Genomic DNA, 18,746 nt, shown 5'->3' on the forward strand with positions numbered 1-18,746 from the left:
TCAGCCCTGCTCCGGCAGCCAGGGCAGGTCCTCGGCGCCGTAACGGTACGCGCGGAACAGGGCGTTGTGCTGGGCCGGGAAGATCCGGCCGACCTCGGGCTCGCGGTAGCCGCCGAAGTGCGGGACGACGTACTCCCAGCAGAGGTACCCGTCGGCGGTCACCTCGAAGATCCGGCCCGCGGGGGAGTCGCAGATGAGGGTGTTGCCGTTGGGGAGGCGCTGCGCGCTGCCCATGAAGGGGGCGAAGAAGGCTTCGCGGGCGGGGTCGTGGTACTCCCACGCGATTTTTCCGGAGGTGCGCTCGACCTCGATGACGCGGGAGAAGGGGACGTCCCAGTGCGGGCGGAAGACGCCGTTGTCGAAGATGAGGATGTTGCCGTTGGGGAGTTCGGTGGGGTTGTGCTGCTGGGAGACGATGCCGGGCTCGGTGCGCCAGAGGATCTCGCCGGTCTCGCGGCTGATGACGATGACTGCCGAGGCGCTGCGGAGGCTGGCGAGGATGTTGCCGTCGGCGAGCGGGAGGACGGCGTTGATGAGGGGGTAGTGCTCGCGGGAGTAGTCGGGGTGGAGGGGGAATTCGTCGCGGTCGAGGTGGTCGGAGACGCGCCAGGACCACAGTTCGGTGCCGTCCGCGTCGACCTCCTTGATGGTGTCGGCCCAGACGGTCGGGCCGTCGGCGGTCGTCGGCTCGGAGCCGGGGACCCCGCCGCGTACCGCCGCCGCGCGCTCGCCGGTGAGCGGCTCCAGGGCGGCGTAGAGGATGCGGCCGTCGCCGAGGTGGTGCGCGTCGTGGTGCTGGAGCGGGTCGATGTGCTCGCGGACGACGGTGCCGTCGGGGGTGACCTCCTGCATCACGCCGCCGCGGTACTTGTGCCACATCGGGAACAGCGCCTCCTGGTCCGGGAGTACGCCGTTGTAGGCGAGGTTGCCGTTGGGGAGGATGCGGGCGTGCCGGCCCGGCCGGTACGGCAGGTTCCACTGGTGGACGACCTCGCCGCGCAGGTCGACGAGGTAGACCTCGCCGGTGCCGGTGAGCGGGGCGTAGAGGGTGTAACCGGGGTACGCGGCGTCCTCGTCGAGGGCGAGCAGGCCGGTGCCACGGCGGCGGCGTGTGTTTTGATCGACAGCGGTCATGGCGGAGTCCCTCTCGTCAAACTTTGTTTGATGGCGTCAAACAGGTTCGAGGCTAGGGGGCGTGTGTTGCAACGCTGTGAACGTGGCGATAAAGGGGAGAAGGAGTGCGCGATGCGTGAAGATCAGGGGGCGCCGCAGGTCGGCCGGGCGATGCGGCGCCGCCGCCGCGCGCTGGACCTCACGCTCGCGGACCTGGCAGGGCGTACCGGCCTGTCCAAGCCCTTCCTCAGCCAGGTGGAGAACGATCGCGCCCGGCCGAGCATGCGTTCGCTGCAGCGCATCGCCGACGCGCTGGAGACCACGGCGGTCCAGCTGCTCGGCGCGGCCGAGGACCGGCGGGCCGTCGACGTGGTGCGCGCCGACCCCGCCGCCGCGCTGGAGGACGGCGCGGCGGGCGCGGTGCGGCCGCTGGTCCGCGGGCAGCAGCAGCTGCACGCGCTGGAGTTCACCGGCGCCCACGAGTGGGGCCGGGAGTTCCGGCACCCGAACGACGAGCTGCTGTACGTCGTCGAGGGTGCCGTGGAGGCGGAGGCCGACGGGCAGCGGTACGAGCTGGCGCGCGGCGACACGCTCTACTGCACCGGCGGGGTGACGCACCGCTGGCGAGCCCGGGAGGCGGGCACGCGGGTGCTGCTGGTGGGCGTCGCGGACGACATCGGCCTCTGACGCCGTCCGCCGGGCGTGCCGCTGACGGCGCGTCAGCGTGCGGCGGCCGCCACCAGGGCCTCCATCACCCGCAGGTCGTCGCCCGCCTCCGGGTGCCACTGCACGGACAGTGCGAAGGCCTCGGCGTCCGGTGCCTCCAGCGCCTCCACCGTGCCGTCCTCGGCGTACGCGCTCGCCACCAGCGTCTTGCCGATCCGGTCCACGGACTGGTGGTGGTAGGTCGGTACGGAGACCGGCTCGGGCAGCGCGGCGGCGAGCAGCGTGCCCGGTACCGGCTCGACCCGGTGCCGGGCGAAGACGCCGGGCGGTCCGGAGTGCCCTTCGACGTGCTGGTGCAGCGTGCCGCCGAGGGCGACGTTCAGCAGCTGCATGCCGCGGCAGATGCCCAGCAGCGGGGTGCCGGAGTCCAGCGACGCGTGGATGAGCGCGAGTTCCCAGGCGTCGCGGGCGAGCGCCGCCGGGCCGGTGCGGGGGTCGGTCTCCGCGCCGTACCGCTCCGGCCGGACGTCCGGGCCGCCCGCGATCACCACGCCGTCCAGGCGGGCGACGACGTGCGCGGCCGCCTCGCGGGCCCCGTCCCGGCCGAGGTCCGGCTCGTGCGGCGGCAGCATGGCGGCGAGGCCGCCGGAGCGCTGCACCAGCCGGTGGTACCCGGCGGGAAGCAGCGCCGCCGGCAGCGACCACACGCCCCAGCGTGCCTCGGCCTCCAGGTACGTGCTGATGCCGATGAGCGGCTTGGACAAGGGAACCTCCGGTCGGTGTGCGGGTCGGACGGTCAGTCGCGTTCGAGTTCGGCCTCGGCCGCTGCCAGCGCTGCGAACTCCTCCTCGGGGGCCGCGGCCACCAGTCGGTGCCGCGAGTAGAACGCGAAGTAGGCCAGCGCGACGGCGTACACGGCGAGCGCGATGACGGCCGCCTCCTTGTCCACCAGGAACGTCGCCACCAGCGCCGAGCAGGCGAGCACGAACGCGACCGAGGAGGTCAGGATGCCCCCGGGGGTGCGGTACGGGCGCGGCAGCTCCGGCTCGCGGCGGCGCAGCACGATGTGGGAGAGGGCCATCAGGGCGTACGAGATGGTGGCGCCGAAGACCGCGACGTTCAGCATCCGGGCGCCGTCCCCGGTGGCGGCGGCCAGCGCGAAGCCCAGCGCGCCGGGGACCAGGAGGCCGAGGTAGGGGGCCTTGCGGCGGCTGGTGAGGGAGAGGAAGCGGGGCAGGTAGCCGGCCCGGGAGAGCGCGAAGAGCTGCCGCGACCCGGCGTAGATGAGGGAGAAGAAGGAGGCGATCAGGCCCGCCAGCCCGGCGTAGTTGACGATGCGGGAGGCGACGGTGGGCTCGCCGTGCGGCTGCAGCGCCTGGACCAGCGGGTCGCCGACGGACTGGAGGGCGGCGGCGCCGCGCGCCCCGGTCGCGGTGAGGAAGGTGACCAGCGCGAGCAGCAGCAGGACACCGATCGCTGCGGCCATCGCGCGCGGCAGGGTGCGGGCCGGGTCCTTGGTCTCCTCGGCGGCCAGCGGTACGCCCTCCACGCCGAGGAAGAACCACATGCCGAAGGGGAAAGCGGCCCAGATGCCGAGGATGCCGAAGGGCAGCCAGGAGGATGAGCCGAAGGCGTCCTTGTCGGCCGGGATGTCGTTGAGCCCGCTCACGTGGAAGTCGGTGACCGCGGCGAGCGCGAAGACCACCAGCGCTGCGACCGCGACGGCGGTGACGACGAGGCTGAAGCGCAGCGCCTCGCCGACGCCCCACAGGTGGATGCCGATGAAGATCACGAAGCAGGCGAGGTAGACCGGCCAGCTGGACGTGAGGCCGAAGAGGCCGAGGGACTCGACGTAGTCGCCGATGAAGATGGAGATCGCGGCGGGCGCGAGAACGTACTCGATGAGGATGGCGGTGCCGGTGAGGAAGCCGCCCCAGGTGCCGAGCGCTCTGCGCGCGAAGCCGTAGCCGCCGCCCGCCGTGGGCAGTACGGACGCCAGCTCCGCCAGCGCGAAGACCAGGCAGGTGTACATCAGGCCCATCAGCACGGCCGCCACCGCCAGGCCGCCGAAGCCGCCCTGGGCCAGGCCGTTGTTCCAGCCGGAGAAGTCGCCGGAGACGACGTACGCCACGCCCAGGCCGGTCAGCAGCAGCGGCCCGGCGCTGCCCCGGCGCAGCGCGCGCTTCTCCAGGTAGGCGTCCTCGGGTGCGGCGGCCCCGGGGGGCGGGGAAGAGGTCGGTGCGGTGCGCGGTTCCGTGCTGTCGGCCATGAGCCGCTCCTGCCTCGGCTTGGATAAAGGTTTAGCGCCATACCTTTGTGGCGGGGAGTGGTCCGGCGCAAGACCCCTGCCGTAAAGGAACGGTTACGTTGCCGGCGCGCCCGGTACGGATCACGGCGCCGGCGGCGGGCCCGTGAGGAAGCCGCGCAGCAGCGCCGCCGTGCCGCAGCAGTGCTCCCGCATCACCTCCCGCGCCCCGTCCGCGTCGCCCTCCAGCACCGCTTCCACCAGCGCGGTGTGCTGCGCCTGCGAGTGCTCCAGGTTGCGCACCAGCAGCGGGATGCAGTCCAGCAGGTCATTCACGGTCGCCCGGACGGCCGCGTACTGCGCCGCGAGCGTGGCCGACCCCGACAGCTCGGCCAGCGTCAGGTGCAGCAGCGTGTCCCGCCGCCGGTAGTCGGAGAGCGGCGCGTCGTGCGTGGCGGCCAGTGCCGCGCGCAGCCGCTCCGCCTGCTCCCCGTCCAGCCCGTACCCGGCGCACAGCCCGGCGGCGCCCACCTCCAGCACCTCGCGGAAGCGCAGCGTGTCCTCGACGTCGACCCGCTCGATGCGGCGGCGCAGCTCGTCCTCGCCGGGCGTCTCCGCGCGCTCCCGCACGAACGTGCCGCCGTACCGCCCGCGTCTGCTGATCACCAGCCCCTCGTCCTGCAGCACCTTCAGCACCTCGCGCAGCGTGACCCGGCTGATCTGCAGCCGCTCGGCCAGCTCCCGCTCGGCGGGCAGCCGTTCGCCCTGGGGGACCAGTCCCAGCCGCACGATCTGGAGTATCTGCTCCAGCGCTTCCTCGAAGCCGTTGCCCGCCCGCACCGGGCGCAGCACCGGCGCCAGCCGGTCCGCCGCTCCGTCCACCGCAACCCCTTCCCAATCAATGGTTCGTGTGCCTACCTTATGACCTCCGGACGCAGCGACAGGAGGCACCACCGTGGCAGACCGCACGCCCCCGCTCTCGGTCGAGGAGCTGAGAGTGCTCGTGGACGCCGGGGAGATCGACACTGTCGTCCTCGCCTTCACCGATATGCAAGGCAGGCTCCAGGGCAAGCGGTTCGCCGCCCGCTTCTTCCTCGACGACGTCCTGGCACACGGCTCGGAGGGGTGCAACTACCTCCTCGCCGTCGACGTCGACCTCAACACCGTCGACGGCTACGCCATGTCCTCCTGGGAGCGCGGCTACGGCGACTTCTGCATGCACGGCGACACCGGGACGCTGCGCCGCACCCCCTGGAGCCCCGGTACCGCGCTGCTCACCGCCGACCTCGCCTGGCACGACGGCAGCCCCGTCGTGGCCTCCCCGCGGCAGATCCTCCGCCGCCAGCTGGACCGGCTCGCCGAGCACGGCTGGCGCGCGTACGCCGGCACCGAGCTGGAGTTCATGGTCTTCAAGGACACCTATGAGGACGCCTGGTCCCGCGGCTACCGCGACATGCACCCGGCCAACCTCTACAACGTCGACTACTCCGTGCTCGGCACCAGCCGCGTCGAGCCGCTGCTGCGCCGCATCCGCAACGAGATGGGCGCCGCCGGCATGATCGTGGAGTCCGCCAAGGGCGAGTGCAACCTCGGCCAGCACGAGATCGCCTTCCGCTACGACGAGGCGCTCACCACCTGCGACCAGCACGCCGTCTACAAGACCGGCGCCAAGGAGATCGCCGCCCAGGAGGGCATGGCGCTCACCTTCATGGCCAAGTACGACGAGCGCGAGGGCAACTCCTGCCACATCCACCTCTCGCTCCGTGGCGAGGACGGCGCCCCCGTGCTGGCCGACGCGGACGGCGAGTACGGCATGTCCCCGCTGATGCGGCACTTCCTCGCCGGACAGATCGCCGCGATGCGCGACTTCACCCTCCTCTACGCGCCGAACATCAACTCCTACAAGCGCTTCCGGCCCGGCTCCTTCGCGCCCACCGCCGTCGCCTGGGGCCCGGACAACCGCACCTGCGCCCTCCGCGTCATCGGCCGGGGGCACGCCCACCGCCTGGAGAACCGCCTCCCCGGCGGCGACGTGAACCCCTACCTCGCGGTGGCCGGCATGGTCGCGGCCGGGCTGTACGGGATAGAGCACAAGCTGGAGCTGCCGGAGGCCTGTACGGGCAACGCGTACGCGGGCGACGCGCAGCACGTGCCCACCACCCTCCGCGAGGCCGCCGACCTGTGGGAGAAGAGCCCGATCGCCCAGGCCGCCTTCGGCGACGAGGTCGTCGCGCACTACCTCCACATGGCCCGCGTCGAGCTGGACGCCTACGACTCCGCCGTGACCGACTGGGAGCGGTTCCGCTCCTTCGAACGCATGTGAGGACCAGTCACTTGCCTTCCGAGCACCACATCCTGAACCCGGCCACCGAAGAGGTCATCGCGACCGTCCCGGCCACCACCCCCGACCAGGTCGACGCCGCCGTCGCCCGGGCCGCCGCGGCCCAGCGGCAGTGGGCGGCGCTCGCCCCCGGCGACCGCGCCCGGCTGCTGCGCCGCTTCGCCGCCACCGTCGACACCCACCTCGAAGAGCTCGCCCAGCTGGAGGTGCGCGAGGCCGGCCACCCGGTCGGCAACGCCCGCTGGGAGGCCGGCAACGCCCGCGACCTCCTCGAATACGCGGCCGGCGGCATCGAGCGGCTGACCGGCGCGCAGATCCCCGTCGCCGGCGGCCTCAACCTCACCCTCCACGAACCGCTCGGCGTCGTCGCCGTCATCGCGCCGTGGAACTTCCCGATGCCCATCGCCGCCTGGGGCACCGCACCCGCCCTCGCCGCGGGCAACGCCGTCCTCCTCAAGCCCGCCGAGACCACCCCGCTCACCGCGCTCCGCCTCGCCGAGCTGGGCCTCGCCGCGGGCCTGCCCGAAGGGCTCTTCCAGGTCCTGCCCGGCGCCGGCCCTGTCGCGGGCAGCGCGCTCGTCGAGCACCCCGGCGTCGCCAAGGTCGTCTTCACCGGCTCCACCGGCGTCGGCAAGCAGATCATGGCCAAGTGCGCCGACGGGGTGAAGCGGGTGACCCTCGAACTCGGCGGCAAGAGCCCCAACATCGTCTTCGCCGACGCCGACGTCGAGAAGGCCGCGGCCGCCGCGCCCGGCTCCTTCCTCGACAACACCGGCCAGGACTGCTGCGCCCGCAGCCGCATCCTCGTCCAGCGCTCCGTGTACGACCGCTTCATGGAGCTGCTGGAGCCCGCGGTCAGGGCCGTCACCGTCGGCGACCCCGCCGACCCCGCCACCGGCATGGGCCCGCTGATCTCCGCGGCCCAGCGCGACCGCGTACGGTCCTACGTCCCCGACGGCGCCCCCGTCGCCATCCGCGGCGAGGCCCCCGAGGGCAAGGGCTTCTGGTACCCGGCGACCGTCCTGGAAGGCCGGCCCGAGGACCGCGCGGCCACCGAGGAGATCTTCGGCCCGGTCGCCGTCGTACTGCCCTTCGAGGACGAGGCCGAGGCCGTACGGCTCGCCAACGCCACCGACTACGGGCTCTCCGGCTCGATCTGGACCCGCGACGTCGGCCGGGCGCTGCGCGTCTCCGGCGCGGTCGCCGCCGGCAACCTCTCCGTCAACTCGCACAGCAGCGTCCGCTACTGGACCCCGTTCGGCGGCTACAAGCAGTCCGGCCTCGGCCGGGAACTGGGCCCCGACGCGCTCGCCGCCTTCACCGAGACCAAGAACGTCTTCATCGCCACCGAGGAGCAGTGACATGACCGAGACCCCCGTCTGCCGCCGGCTGGTCGGCCGCACCGCCGTGATCACCGGGGCCGGCAGCGGCATCGGCCTGGCCACGGCGCGCCGCCTCGCCTCCGAGGGCGCCAACGTCGTCTGCGCCGACATCGACGAGACCGCCGGCAAGGCCGCGGCGGCCGAGGTCGGCGGCCTCTTCGTCCAGGTCGACGTCACCGACGAGGGCCAGGTCGAGGCGCTCTTCAAGACCGCGTACGACACCTACGGCTCGGTCGACGTCGCCTTCAACAACGCCGGCATCTCGCCCCCCGACGACGACTCCATCCTCACCACCGGGCTGGACGCCTGGAAGCGGGTCCAGGACGTCAACCTCACCTCCGTCTACCTCTGCTGCAAGTACGCCCTCCCGTACATGCAGCGGCAGGGCAAGGGCTCGATCATCAACACCGCCTCCTTCGTCGCCGTCATGGGCGCCGCCACCTCCCAGATCAGCTACACCGCCTCCAAGGGCGGCGTGCTGTCCATGTCCCGCGAGCTGGGCGTGCAGTTCGCCCGCGAGGGCATCCGGGTGAACGCGCTCTGCCCCGGGCCTGTCAACACGCCGCTCCTCAAGGAGCTGTTCGCCAAGGACCCGGAGCGCGCGGCGCGCCGGCTGGTGCACGTGCCGGTGGGCCGGTTCGCCGAGCCCGAGGAGATGGCGGCCGCGGTCGCCTTCCTCGCCAGCGACGACTCCTCCTTCGTCAACGCGGCCGAATTCCTCGTCGACGGCGGCATCGCCGGGGCGTACGTCACGCCCGTATAGCCACATCGTGTAGGACCCACGGGTATCGTTTGCCGATCATGTCCGGGCCGGCGGCCGCGCGCCGCCGGCCCGGACGGGTCCCGCCCCGGCCCGCACCGTCAAGGAGGACGCATGCGCATCCGGCACACCCTCGCGCCGGCCCTGGCACTGGCTGTCACCGCCACCCTGGCCGCAGCCGTGCCCGCCACCGCCGCACCGGCAGCCCACACGGCCCGGCAGGCGAGCTGCCCGCAGCTGTCGAAGAGCCTGAAGTGGTACGGCACCAACCGCGACAAGCTCCAGCGCACCATCGACGAACGCGGCGTCTGCTCCCACCCCGGACTGGCGCACGGCCACGGGCAGCGCCCGGTCGCCGCCTTCGACTGGGACAACACCATCACCAAGAACGACGTCACCGACGCGACGCTCGTCTGGTCCCTCCAGCACGACAAGATCCTCCGCCCGGCCCGCTGGCGCGACACCAGCAAGTGGCTGACCCCGGCCGCCGACCGCGCCCTCACCAAGGCGTGCGGCACCGACGTCCCCGTCGGCGCGCCCCTGAACACCTCCACCGACAGCGCCTGCGCCGACGAGATCTTCTCGATCCGCGACGAGGCGAAGACACACGGCGGCGCCGAGGCCTTCGCGGGCACCTGGAACCACCGCCGCACCGTGCCGCAGTACGCGTGGATCCCGCAGCTGTTCGCCGGCCACACCGTCGCCGAGCTGCGCTCCTACGCCGCCGCCGCGCGCAAGCGGGCCCTCGCCGCGCCGATCGGCAGCGAGGACAAGGTCGGCAGCCACACCGTCCCCGGCTACGTGCGCTACTACGACCAGCAGCGGGACCTGGTGAGCACGCTCCGCCGCGCCGGCTTCGACGTCTACATCGTCTCCGCCGGCTCCGAGCCCGTCACCGAAGTCTGGTCGAAGGGCATCGGCATCGACAAGAAGCACACCATCGCCATCCGCAGCGTCCTCGACAAGCACGGCCGCATCACCTACGAGAACCAGGGCTGCGGCGGCATCGGCGACAACAAGGGCGAGGCCATCCCGTACGTCGACGGCAAGCGCTGCTGGGTCAACCAGGAGATCTTCGGCGTCAAGGGCGACAGGGCCTGGCAGCAGCAGGACTTCGGCCACCGCATCGCGCTGGGCGGCGGCGACGCCGACACCGACGTCACCTTCGTCGGCGACGCCACCGGCGCGCACCTCGTGCTCAACCGCAACAAGAACGAGGTGATGTGCCGCGCCTACGACAACGCCGACGGACGCTGGGTGGTCAACCCGATGTTCATCGAGCCGCTGCCGCGCAAGTCCGGCACGTACCCCTGCTCCACGGCGGCGAACATCGAGCCGGAGGGCGGCTTCGGGCCGGTCCGCCGCGCCGACGGCAGCGTGGTGCCCGACCAGCGGGACAGTGTGTACGGCGGCTGATTCCGCGCCATAAAGTGTCCGGCGTGAGCATGACGACACCGCCGGGCTGGTACCCAGACCCCGGGCACACAGGCAACGGTCCCGCCCCCGAACGCTGGTGGGACGGCTCGGCGTGGACCGAGCAGACCCGCGCGGCCCAGGCCGCACCGGCGGCGTACGGCACTCCGGACCAGGGGACACCCGGGACGTACGGGTACCCGCAGCAGGGGGCGCCCGCGGCCTACGGGTACCCGCAGCAAGGGACGCCCGGGGCCCACGGCTATCCGCAGCAGCAGCCGGGCTACGGATACCCGCAGACCGCGCCGGGCGGGTTCGGCCCCGGCCCCGGCCAGGACGGTGGCGGCCGGAAGCGCGGCCCGGTGATCCTCGCGATCACCGGTGCCGTGGTCGCGGTGGCCGCCCTCGGTGTCGTCCTCGCCGTCACCCTCGGCGGCGGCGACCCGCAGGACGACCCCAAGCCCGCCCCGACGGCGAGCAAGAGCACGAGCCCCTCGCCCGAGCCGTCCACGAGCTCGGCCGCGCCCGGGCCGGCGCCCACCGACGACGAGGACACCCTCGTCGACGCCCTGAACAGCATCGCCATCCCGGTGCTCGACGGCTGGCGCAAGGAGGAGTTCGGCAACGACATCGACATGTACATCGGTCCGTACTACTGCAAGGGCGCGGACAGCAAGCAGTGCATGCGCGGCAAGGTCCTGTCCGAGACCGCGGCCGGCTTCACCGAGACCACCGCCGAGGGCATCGCCAAGGCCGACATCAAGAAGAACATCGAGGCCACCTACGGCAAGGGCCCGTACGGCGACAAGGACTACTACGGCGGCATCGAGAACCACGAGGAAGTGAAGGCGGAGAAGGTGACCGTCGCGGGCCAGAAGGGCTACCTGGTGCGCTGGAAGGTCACCAACAAGAAGGGCCCGGACGGCATCGCGCAGTCCGTCTCCTTCCCCTCGCCCGGCGGCTCCGGCTCGATGGTCGTGGTCCGCTTCAACTTCGACGTCGGCGGCCAGGCCCCGCCGCTCGCCGACATGGACAAGATCCTCGAAGGGATCAAGCCCACCGCGTGAGCCGCACGGGGCGGACCGGCACCCGGCGCCGCCCCGTACCCCCGGCCTACAGGAACGTGTGCCCCTCGCCCCGGTACGTCGGCACGGTCTCCACCACCCGGTCGCCGTCCACCAGCCGCAGCGCGTCGAACCGCTCGCACAGCTCACCCGCCTTGGCGTGCCGGAACCACACCTTGTCGCCCACCCGCAGCCCGTCGGCCGCCGCGCCCAGCAGCGGCGTCTGCACCTCGCCGGCGCCCTCCTGCGGGTCGTACGCCAGCCCCGCGGGCAGATACGGCTCCGGCAGCCGGTCGGCGCCGGGCGCACCGGACGCCGGATAGCCGCCGCCCAGCACCGTCACCACACCCGGTCCCGGCCGGCGCACCACCGGCTGCGCGAACAGCGCCGCCGGCCGGCCGCTGAACGAGCGGAAATTGTCGAACAGCCGCGGCACGTACAGCCCCGACCCGGCCGCGACCTCCGTCACCGCCGCCTCCGCCGCGGTGCCCTGCACGCTGCCCGTGCCGCCGCCGTTGACGAACTCCAGGTCCGGCGCCTCGGCCCGGACCGCGCGCACCGCCTCCCAGCGGCGCCGCGCCAGCTCCCTGCGCGCCGCGGCCTGCATCACGCGCACCGAACGCGAGAACAGCGGCCGCCCCGCCACCGCGTCCCCCACGCCCGCCACATGGCCCTCGTACGCCATCAGACCGACGACCTTGAAGCCCGGCCGGCGCGCCACCAGCCGAGCGAATTCAGCCAGTTGTGCGGGCTCCCGCAGCGGGGAGCGGCGCGCGCCCACCCGCATCCGGCCGCCCGCGGTACGGAAGGCCGTGTCCAGCTCCAGACAGACCCGGATCTCCGCCCGGCCGCCCGCCCGCGCCGCGTCGATCAGCTCCAGCTGCGCCACGTCGTCGACCATCACCGTGACCGCGGCGGCGAGCTTCGGATCGTCCGCCAGCTCGGCGAACGCGGCCCGGTCCGCCGACGGATAGGCCAGCAGCACGTCGGAGAAGCCGGAGCGCGCCAGCCACAGCGACTCCGCGAGCGTGAAGCTCATGATCCCGGCGAAGCCGTCCCGCGCCAGCACGCGTTCCAGCAGGGCCCGGCAGCGCACGGACTTGCTCGCCACCCGCACGGGCTTGCCGTGCGCACGGCGCACGAGATCCGCGGCATTGGCGTCGAACGCCGCGAGGTCGACAATGGCCAGCGGCGCGTCGAGGTGAGCGGTGGCCCGGTCGTAACGGGCCCCGAGAGCGTGGGAATCGGTCGTGAACCGGTGCATGACGGCAGCCTGCCAGACCGCATTACCGCAGGGTAGGGGAGAGATCGATACAGACCGGACACAGCGAGGCGACCGGTACCGGACAGGAGTTGCGGCGGGGGGCGCGACAGCCCGTAAAGTGGCGCACGCCGTGGCCCGCAGACCCGCGGCACCAGGTCTGATCCATACGTTCCACCCGGCATGCCGCCGTCCGGGCACGGGACCGTACTGCGCGAGGGGGAGCGCGGGTGAGCACCGAAGCCAATTACGCCGGCCCGCGCCGCCTGCCCCGGATACCCCCGCCCCCGCCGTACCGCCCGACGACCGGACCGGCCGCCTCCGAAGAACCCGCGCCGGACAGCGGCCCCGTGCCGCCGGTACCGCCCCGGCCCGCCGTCCCGCCGAAGCCCAGCCGCCCCGCGCCGCCCGGATACCGCGACACCGCGTCCTTCCACCTGGCCCACGCGGAGGCCGCCTGGCAGCGGACGAAGGGCGCCAAGCCACCGGCCATGAAGGCGGCCCAGAAGCCCGCAGCAGCGGAAACGTCCCCCCAGGACCGGTCGGCCGAGCGCGCGCCGCTGCCCCCGGAGAGAGACGCCGTCGCCCCCCTCGGACAGCCCGGCCCCACCCCGCCGCGCCGCCCGGCCGTACGGAAGGCCGTCGCCGCCGCCTGCCTCGTGCTCGGCCTCGGCCTCATCGGCGGCGCCGCGGCCGGCAGCTGGCTCGCCGGCGAACCCGGCCCCGGAGAGGCGACCGCCGCCACCTTCGGCGAGACCCGCGGCCTCTGGCACAGCCTCCCCGTCAACACCCTCTTCCCGCGCACCCTGCACGGCACGGCGGCCGGCCCCGGCGGCGCCGACCGCACCTGGAAGCGGATCGCGGTCGCCCCCGACACCGGCTGCGCCGACGCCTTCGACCCGCTGCTCGCCAAGGCACTGGCCCCGGCCGGCTGCAAGCGGCTGCTGCGCGCCGACTACGTCGACGCCACCCACAGCAGCGTGATCACCGTCGGCGTGGTCACCACCAGAGCCGACGCGGCCGGGATGAGCGCGCTGGACAAGCGGTTCACCACCGAGCGCCTGGACAGCCGCCGCGACCTGATGCCCCGCCCGTACACCGCCCCCGGCACCCTCGCCGCCGGCTTCGGCCCCGAGCAGCGCGCCAGCTGGAGCATCCAGGTACTGCCCGACGCCCCCCTCGTCATCTACGCGGTCTCCGGCTTCGCCGACGGCCGCGAGGTGGCGTCACCGGAACCGGCGAGCGAGGCCACCCGCACCGGCGCCACCTCGGCACCCGCCCAGTCCGGCCTCGGCCACGACGCCGCCGGCGTCGCCGACCGCATCGAACACGCCTTCCGCACCGAGGCGGCCAAGGCCGGGGAGGAAACCGAATGACCCGCGCCCGCCGAGCCCTCCTGGCCGCCCTCACCGCCACCACCGTCGCGGCCCTCGCGACACCGCCCGCGCACGCCGACGGCATCCGGTCCCAGGAATGGGCCCTGGACGCCCTGCACGTCGACGACGCCTGGCGAACGACCAAGGGCGACGGCATCACCGTCGCCGTCCTCGACACCGGCGTCGACGCCACCCACCCCGACCTGAAGGGTCAGGTCCTGCCCGGCAAGGACCTCATCGGCTTCGGCGCCGCCCGCGGCGACAAGACCTGGGCGGGCCACGGCACCGCGATGTCCGGCATCATCGCCGGGCACGGCCACGGCCACGACAACGCCGACGGCGTCCTCGGCATCGCCCCCGAAGCGAAGATCCTCCCCGTCCGGGTGATCCTCGAAGACGCCGACCCACAGCGCAAAAAGGCCCGCACCGAGCGGTCCAACGCCCTCGCCGACGGCATCCGCTGGGCCGCCGACCACGGCGCCGACGTCATCAACCTCTCCCTCGGCGACGACAGCAACTCCGCCCACCCCGAACCGCGCGAGGACGCCGCCGTCCAGTACGCCCTCGCCAAGGGCATCCCGGTCGTCGCCTCGGCCGGCAACGGCGGCGAGCACGGCGACCACGTCTCCTACCCGGCCGCCTACCCCGGCGTGATCGCGGTGACCGCCGTCGACCGCTACGGCTCCCGCGCCTCCTTCTCCACCCGCCGCTGGTACGCCACGGTCAGCGCCCCCGGCGTCGACGTCGTCATCGCCAACCCCGACCGCAAGTACTACGAGGGCTGGGGCACGAGCGCCGCCTCCGCGTACGTCTCCGGCGCGGTGGCCCTGGTCCGCGCGGCCCACCCCACCCTGAAGCCCGACCGCATCAAGCGACTCCTCACCGAAACAGCCGGCGACACCCCCGCCCGGGGCCGCAACGACGACCTGGGCGCCGGCCTGGTCGACCCCGCCGCAGCCATAAAAAAAGGCGCCCCCACCACGACCACCGGCACCAGCACCACCTACACCAAGCACTACTTCGGCCCGGGCCCCACAGCGCAACCAGCATCAGGCAACTCCTGGCTCCCCTGGACAGCCACCCTCGCCGGAGCCGCCCTGATCACCACAGCCGTAACCCTCTGGCGCCGCCGCACCTGACCACTCACCTCACCCCCACCCACCCGTCTTTTCACCCCCCACCGCACCCGGCACCACCCAGCCCGTCCGCCGTTTGAGGACATCGTCACCGGGGCGCACCCCGACGAACAGCACCGCCGGGCACCGCCCGCAACCAATCCCACCCCAGCCGATAGGCTCAAGCCGTGGACCAGAAGAACATCCCCAACCCCGGCTTCTCCGACGACGACGGCACCGCCGACCCCGAACTGGCGGCCGCCCTCGCCGCCTGGTCCGCGGACCGCACCGCCGAGCCCCGCCTCCTCGCGGCGCTCCGCGGCGCACGGCTGCTCGTACCGGTGGTGGCCCTGCTGGGCGAGGCGGAGACCGGTCCGGACGGGCTCCAGCGCGAGAAGACCAGCGACATGGCCGTGCCGACCCTCCAGGCCCCCGACGGCCGCCGCGCGCTGCCCGCCTTCACGTCCATGGACACCCTGCACCGCTGGCGCCCCGATGCCCGCCCGGTCGCCGTCCCGCTGGAGCAGGCGCTGCTCGCCGCGTCCCACGAGAAGGCCGACACCGTGGTCATCGACCTCGCGGGCCCCGTGACGTACTCGCTGACCGGTGCGGCCCTGCGCGCCCTGGCCGAGGGCCGGACCAGTACCGACCCGCTCGCCGACCTGCGGGTCACCGAAGCGCTGCGGGCCGTGCTGGCAGCGGAGCCCGGCGTCCGGGTCGCCCATCTGGCGCCGTCCGCCGACACGGATGCCACGCTGGCCCTCGGCCTCGCCCCGGACGCCCCGGCCGGCGAGGTCGCCCAGCGCGTGGCCAATGCGCTGGCCTCGGACGCCGTCCTCCGCGAGCGCCTCGTACGCGGCCTCGACCTGGCCCTGCTGCACCCGGACACCGCGCCCCAGGGCGAACCGCTGTTCACGCGCTGATCCGCCCATCACCGGTTTGGCCCACCGTCCTGCACCCGGCCACAGGCGGCAGGGTCCCTGCCCACAGACGGCAATGCCACCGGCCTCGGCCCGCCCCACGGGACGGCAGTACCCACCGGCCCCGTTCAGGGCCACCGGCCTCGATCCGGACCCGAGGCCACCCGGGACGATCCGGGCCCACCGGCCTCGATCCCGGCCCACCAGCCGTACGACGCACCGCCTTCCTCCCCGCACCCGCCGCCCGCCCGAGGGCCCCGTCGAGAGGCGAGCCTCTCGCGGGCGACGCACAATCGCAGCAGGTGCAAGATCCCTTCGAGGAAGGCCCCTACATGGACACCCCGGAGACCCGCTCGGTCGTATCCGAGTTCCTCGGCACGCTGCTCCTGGTGTTCTTCGCGGTCGGCGCTGCCGTGCTGGCCGGGGAGTACATCGGGACCTTCGGCATCGCCCTGTCCTTCGGCTTCACCCTGCTGGCCCTGGCCTACGCGCTCGGGCCCATCTCGGGCTGCCACGTCAACCCCGCGGTGACGCTCGGCATGCTCGTCGCCCACCGCATCACCCTCCGTACGGCCGTCGAGTACTGGATCGCCCAGCTGCTGGGCGGCATCGTCGGCTCCGCGCTCCTCTTCCTGGTGGCCAAGCAGGTCCCGGGCCTGAAGACCGACGGCGCCTTCGGCAGCAACGGCTTCGGCGACCGCTCGGCGGTGCACATCAACCTCGGCGGTGCGTTCGTCGCCGAGATCGTGCTCACGTTCCTGCTGGTCTTCGTGGTCCTCGCGGTCACCCACAAGGTGGCCCTCGTCGGCTTCGACGGCCTGGCCATCGGTATCGCGCTGGCCACCATCCACCTCATCGGCATCCCGCTCACCGGTACGTCCGTGAACCCGGCCCGGTCCTTCGGTCCGGCGCTCTTCGCGGGCGGCGGGGCGCTCTCGCAGCTGTGGCTGTTCATCGTCGCGCCGCTGATCGGCGGCGCGCTGGCGGCCCTGGCGCACCGGCTCACGCACACCCCGTACAGCCCGCTGCGGCCCCCGGCCGACCAGGAGCCCCCGGCGGACGAACGCGCTGCGCTCTGACCCTTCCGCCCGCGCTCATGACGGTGGCCCCCTGATCCACGGATCAGGGGGCCACCGTCATGGCTTCTCCGGGTTCTCCCGGCGCGCACCACTCAGCCGTACACCGGCCCCGTGTACTTCTCCCCGGGCCCCTGCCCCGGCTCGTCCGGGACGACCGACGCCTCGCGGAAGGCCAGCTGGAGCGACTTCAGCCCGTCCCGGAGCGGCGCGGCGTGGTACGAGCCGATCTCGGTGGCGCTGGCGGTGACCAGTCCGGCCAGCGCCTGGATCAGCTTCCGCGCCTCGTCCAGGTCCTTGTGCTGCTCGCCTTCCTCGGCGAGGCCGAGGTTGACCGCTGCCGAGCTCATCAGGTGCACCGCGACGGTGGTGATCACCTCGACGGCCGGCACGTCGGCGATGTCGCGGGTCATCGCGTCGAAGTCCGCGGGCTGCGCGCCCTGCGCTGCCGCGGGGTCGGAGGGGGGAGGGGTGGCGTCGCTCATGGCTCTCTATCTGTCCGTACGATCGGTGCGCCCGCTCCGTGCGGCCGGTGCGCTGCCCTCAGACTAGGCCCAGACGCGCACCCGCCCGCGCGTGGGGCGCCACCCGCGCCCGGAGCGCCGCCCGCGGCTGTGCGGAAGCGGACGCGCCGGGCCTCGCGTAGGCACGCCGGTGCCGTACGCGCGTACGGCCGGTACGGGGCACGCCCGGGTCGTGTACCATTGACTGCGACCGGCCGGTCATCTATGTGCCCGGCCCACAAGTGGAGGCTCCGATCTCCCACCCGATTCCAGCCCTCAGGGCAGGCGGGTCATCGGTCAGGCTGCGCCCCGCGGTGACATTCGCGGCGGTGCTCCCGAGCCAGTTTCCGGAGCCCCGCCTGTGTCCTGTCCGGGGCGTTTTTCGTGCTTCCGGCGAGGATGGTCACACCGAACAGACGTTACGCGGCTGTCCGCCAGGCGGTCGTGTGGTGCTAACCGAGGAGGATCCATCAGCGCCGAGCCCCGCATCAACGACCGGATTCGCGTCCCCGAGGTGCGACTCGTCGGTCCCAGCGGCGAGCAGGTCGGCATTGTGCCGCTTGCCAAGGCCCTGGAGCTTGCGCAGGAGTACGACCTCGACCTGGTCGAGGTGGCGGCGAACGCCCGTCCGCCGGTCTGCAAGCTCATGGACTACGGAAAGTTCAAATACGAGTCGGCCATGAAGGCCCGTGAAGCGCGCAAGAACCAGGCGCACACGGTCATCAAGGAGATGAAGCTCCGGCCGAAGATCGACCCGCACGACTACGACACCAAAAAGGGTCACGTCGTCCGGTTCCTCAAGCAGGGCGACAAGGTCAAGATCACGATCATGTTCCGTGGTCGCGAGCAGTCCCGTCCGGAGCTCGGCTTCCGGCTGCTGCAGCGGCTCGCGGAGGACGTCCAGGACCTCGGTTTCGTCGAGTCGAACCCGAAGCAGGACGGCCGGAACATGATCATGGTCCTCGGTCCGCACAAGAAGAAGACCGAGGCGATGGCCGAGGCCCGCGAGGCGCAGGCCGCCCGCAAGGCGGAGCGCCAGGGTGCTGCACCTGCCGAGCAGGAGCAGGCCGCCGAGGAGCCCGCCGAGGCGTGATTCCAGGGTGCTGCCCCGGATCAGCGCCGGGGTCACCGCCCCGGACACCGAACGAGACATCTGACGCTCCCATATGCCGGCCCGCCGGCCGGCGGGGGCGCCACTGACGAGGAGAGAACGGCGCATGCCGAAGAACAAGACGCACAGCGGCTCCAGCAAGCGCTTCAAGATCACGGGCTCCGGCAAGGTGCTCCGCGAGCGCGCCGGCAAGCGCCACCTGCTCGAGCACAAGTCGTCCAAGCTGACGCGTCGCCTCACCGGCAACGCCGAGATGGCCCCGGGCGACGCCAAGAAGATCAAGAAGCTTCTCGGCAAGTGAGTCGCCGCGCCCCTGAAAAGGCGGCGCGCGACCTCGACCGGGACCAGAATCGAACCGGGCCGTGTGCCGACCACCACGGCCCCGCTACAAGGAGTTAAC

At 72.9% G+C, this 18,746-nt stretch carries 18 protein-coding genes; 12 read left to right on the forward strand and 6 right to left on the reverse strand.

The genetic code is table 11. From position 1 onward, the window contains the following. Nucleotides 1–1,134 carry an aryl-sulfate sulfotransferase gene (locus ABZ840_RS30675; protein WP_361564933.1) on the reverse strand — a complete coding sequence of 378 codons (1,134 nt, stop codon included), beginning with the start codon at nucleotides 1,132–1,134 and terminating at the stop codon, nucleotides 1–3. Nucleotides 1,135–1,245: 111 nt separating this feature from the next. Here ABZ840_RS30675 and ABZ840_RS30680 point away from each other — a divergent pair, with 111 nt between their 5' ends. Then, on the forward strand, nucleotides 1,246–1,800 hold the full coding sequence (locus ABZ840_RS30680) for a helix-turn-helix transcriptional regulator (protein WP_361564935.1): 555 nt from the start codon (nucleotides 1,246–1,248) through the stop codon (nucleotides 1,798–1,800). Nucleotides 1,801–1,832: 32 nt separating this feature from the next. Here the strand turns inward: ABZ840_RS30680 and ABZ840_RS30685 are convergent, their stop codons facing one another. The 3 genes from ABZ840_RS30685 to ABZ840_RS30695 form a co-directional block, all read right to left on the reverse strand. Next, a complete protein-coding gene (locus tag ABZ840_RS30685) occupies nucleotides 1,833–2,543 on the reverse strand; it encodes a gamma-glutamyl-gamma-aminobutyrate hydrolase family protein (protein ID WP_361564938.1) in 711 nt (236 codons plus the stop codon). 32 nt (nucleotides 2,544–2,575) lie between these two features. Next, a complete protein-coding gene (gene eat / locus ABZ840_RS30690; RefSeq protein WP_361564941.1) occupies nucleotides 2,576–4,048 on the reverse strand; it encodes an ethanolamine permease in 1,473 nt (490 codons plus the stop codon). A gap of 120 nt (nucleotides 4,049–4,168) precedes the next feature. After that, nucleotides 4,169–4,906: an FCD domain-containing protein gene (locus tag ABZ840_RS30695; RefSeq protein WP_361564944.1), complete on the reverse strand. Its 738-nt coding sequence runs from the start codon at nucleotides 4,904–4,906 to the stop codon at nucleotides 4,169–4,171. 73 nt (nucleotides 4,907–4,979) lie between these two features. Between ABZ840_RS30695 and ABZ840_RS30700 the strand changes: the two genes are divergently transcribed. The 5 genes from ABZ840_RS30700 (at nucleotide 4,980) to ABZ840_RS30720 (ending at nucleotide 10,987) form a co-directional block, all read left to right on the forward strand. Beyond that, complete coding sequence (locus ABZ840_RS30700) at nucleotides 4,980–6,347, forward strand: glutamine synthetase family protein (protein WP_361564947.1); 1,368 nt, start codon at nucleotides 4,980–4,982, stop codon at nucleotides 6,345–6,347. Between the two features lie 11 nt (nucleotides 6,348–6,358). Further along, nucleotides 6,359–7,726, forward strand: coding sequence for an aldehyde dehydrogenase family protein (locus tag ABZ840_RS30705; protein ID WP_361564949.1), 1,368 nt, complete (start codon nucleotides 6,359–6,361; stop codon nucleotides 7,724–7,726). Nucleotide 7,727: 1 nt separating this feature from the next. Continuing rightward, entirely contained in the window at nucleotides 7,728–8,510 is a 783-nt protein-coding gene (locus ABZ840_RS30710; RefSeq protein ID WP_361564952.1) for a 3-oxoacyl-ACP reductase, read from the forward strand. Between the two features lie 111 nt (nucleotides 8,511–8,621). Beyond that, complete coding sequence (locus ABZ840_RS30715; RefSeq protein WP_361564955.1) at nucleotides 8,622–9,923, forward strand: haloacid dehalogenase-like hydrolase; 1,302 nt, start codon at nucleotides 8,622–8,624, stop codon at nucleotides 9,921–9,923. Between the two features lie 29 nt (nucleotides 9,924–9,952). Beyond that, on the forward strand, nucleotides 9,953–10,987 hold the full coding sequence (locus ABZ840_RS30720) for a DUF2510 domain-containing protein (protein WP_361565221.1): 1,035 nt from the start codon (nucleotides 9,953–9,955) through the stop codon (nucleotides 10,985–10,987). Between the two features lie 46 nt (nucleotides 10,988–11,033). Here the strand turns inward: ABZ840_RS30720 and ABZ840_RS30725 are convergent, their stop codons facing one another. Beyond that, the gene (locus ABZ840_RS30725) at nucleotides 11,034–12,248 is read right to left on the reverse strand and encodes an amino acid deaminase/aldolase (protein WP_361564959.1); all 1,215 of its coding nucleotides are present in this window, start codon (nucleotides 12,246–12,248) and stop codon (nucleotides 11,034–11,036) included. 227 nt (nucleotides 12,249–12,475) lie between these two features. Here ABZ840_RS30725 and ABZ840_RS30730 point away from each other — a divergent pair, with 227 nt between their 5' ends. The 4 genes from ABZ840_RS30730 (at nucleotide 12,476) to ABZ840_RS30745 (ending at nucleotide 16,735) form a co-directional block, all read left to right on the forward strand. Next, nucleotides 12,476–13,621, forward strand: a complete 1,146-nt coding sequence (locus tag ABZ840_RS30730) for a hypothetical protein (protein ID WP_361564962.1) — start codon at nucleotides 12,476–12,478, stop codon at nucleotides 13,619–13,621. Further along, nucleotides 13,618–14,760, forward strand: coding sequence for a type VII secretion-associated serine protease mycosin (gene mycP / locus ABZ840_RS30735; protein WP_361564964.1), 1,143 nt, complete (start codon nucleotides 13,618–13,620; stop codon nucleotides 14,758–14,760). Before ABZ840_RS30730 ends, mycP begins: the two co-directional genes overlap by 4 nt. Nucleotides 14,761–14,924: 164 nt before the next feature. Further along, nucleotides 14,925–15,659, forward strand: coding sequence for an SseB family protein (locus ABZ840_RS30740; protein ID WP_361564967.1), 735 nt, complete (start codon nucleotides 14,925–14,927; stop codon nucleotides 15,657–15,659). 329 nt (nucleotides 15,660–15,988) lie between these two features. Next, nucleotides 15,989–16,735, forward strand: a complete 747-nt coding sequence (locus tag ABZ840_RS30745; RefSeq protein WP_361565224.1) for an MIP family channel protein — start codon at nucleotides 15,989–15,991, stop codon at nucleotides 16,733–16,735. 92 nt (nucleotides 16,736–16,827) lie between these two features. Here ABZ840_RS30745 and ABZ840_RS30750 read toward each other — a convergent pair whose 3' ends face one another. Then, nucleotides 16,828–17,217, reverse strand: coding sequence for a DUF1844 domain-containing protein (locus ABZ840_RS30750; protein WP_361564970.1), 390 nt, complete (start codon nucleotides 17,215–17,217; stop codon nucleotides 16,828–16,830). A gap of 532 nt (nucleotides 17,218–17,749) precedes the next feature. Between ABZ840_RS30750 and infC the strand changes: the two genes are divergently transcribed. Next, nucleotides 17,750–18,328, forward strand: coding sequence for a translation initiation factor IF-3 (gene infC / locus ABZ840_RS30755; RefSeq protein ID WP_030251937.1), 579 nt, complete (start codon nucleotides 17,750–17,752; stop codon nucleotides 18,326–18,328). Nucleotides 18,329–18,452: 124 nt separating this feature from the next. Further along, complete coding sequence (rpmI, locus tag ABZ840_RS30760) at nucleotides 18,453–18,647, forward strand: 50S ribosomal protein L35 (RefSeq protein ID WP_030251934.1); 195 nt, start codon at nucleotides 18,453–18,455, stop codon at nucleotides 18,645–18,647. Nucleotides 18,648–18,746: the final 99 nt, after the last annotated feature.

This window comes from Streptomyces sp. NPDC047117 (assembly GCF_040643545.1).
Taxonomy (GTDB): domain Bacteria; phylum Actinomycetota; class Actinomycetes; order Streptomycetales; family Streptomycetaceae; genus Streptomyces.

What these genes read in the sequence shown, in the direction of transcription:
- ABZ840_RS30675 (WP_361564933.1), bottom strand. Translation starts at nt 1,134, where the DNA reads ATGACCGCTGTCGATCAAAACACACGCCGCCGCCGTGGCACCGGCCTG.
- ABZ840_RS30680 (WP_361564935.1), top strand. Translation starts at nt 1,246, where the DNA reads ATGCGTGAAGATCAGGGGGCGCCGCAGGTCGGCCGGGCGATGCGGCGC.
- eat (WP_361564941.1), bottom strand. Translation starts at nt 4,048, where the DNA reads ATGGCCGACAGCACGGAACCGCGCACCGCACCGACCTCTTCCCCGCCC.
- ABZ840_RS30710 (WP_361564952.1), top strand. Translation starts at nt 7,728, where the DNA reads ATGACCGAGACCCCCGTCTGCCGCCGGCTGGTCGGCCGCACCGCCGTG.
- ABZ840_RS30715 (WP_361564955.1), top strand. Translation starts at nt 8,622, where the DNA reads ATGCGCATCCGGCACACCCTCGCGCCGGCCCTGGCACTGGCTGTCACC.
- ABZ840_RS30720 (WP_361565221.1), top strand. Translation starts at nt 9,953, where the DNA reads ATGACGACACCGCCGGGCTGGTACCCAGACCCCGGGCACACAGGCAAC.
- ABZ840_RS30725 (WP_361564959.1), bottom strand. Translation starts at nt 12,248, where the DNA reads ATGCACCGGTTCACGACCGATTCCCACGCTCTCGGGGCCCGTTACGAC.
- mycP (WP_361564964.1), top strand. Translation starts at nt 13,618, where the DNA reads ATGACCCGCGCCCGCCGAGCCCTCCTGGCCGCCCTCACCGCCACCACC.
- ABZ840_RS30745 (WP_361565224.1), top strand. Translation starts at nt 15,989, where the DNA reads ATGGACACCCCGGAGACCCGCTCGGTCGTATCCGAGTTCCTCGGCACG.
- ABZ840_RS30750 (WP_361564970.1), bottom strand. Translation starts at nt 17,217, where the DNA reads ATGAGCGACGCCACCCCTCCCCCCTCCGACCCCGCGGCAGCGCAGGGC.
- rpmI (WP_030251934.1), top strand. Translation starts at nt 18,453, where the DNA reads ATGCCGAAGAACAAGACGCACAGCGGCTCCAGCAAGCGCTTCAAGATC.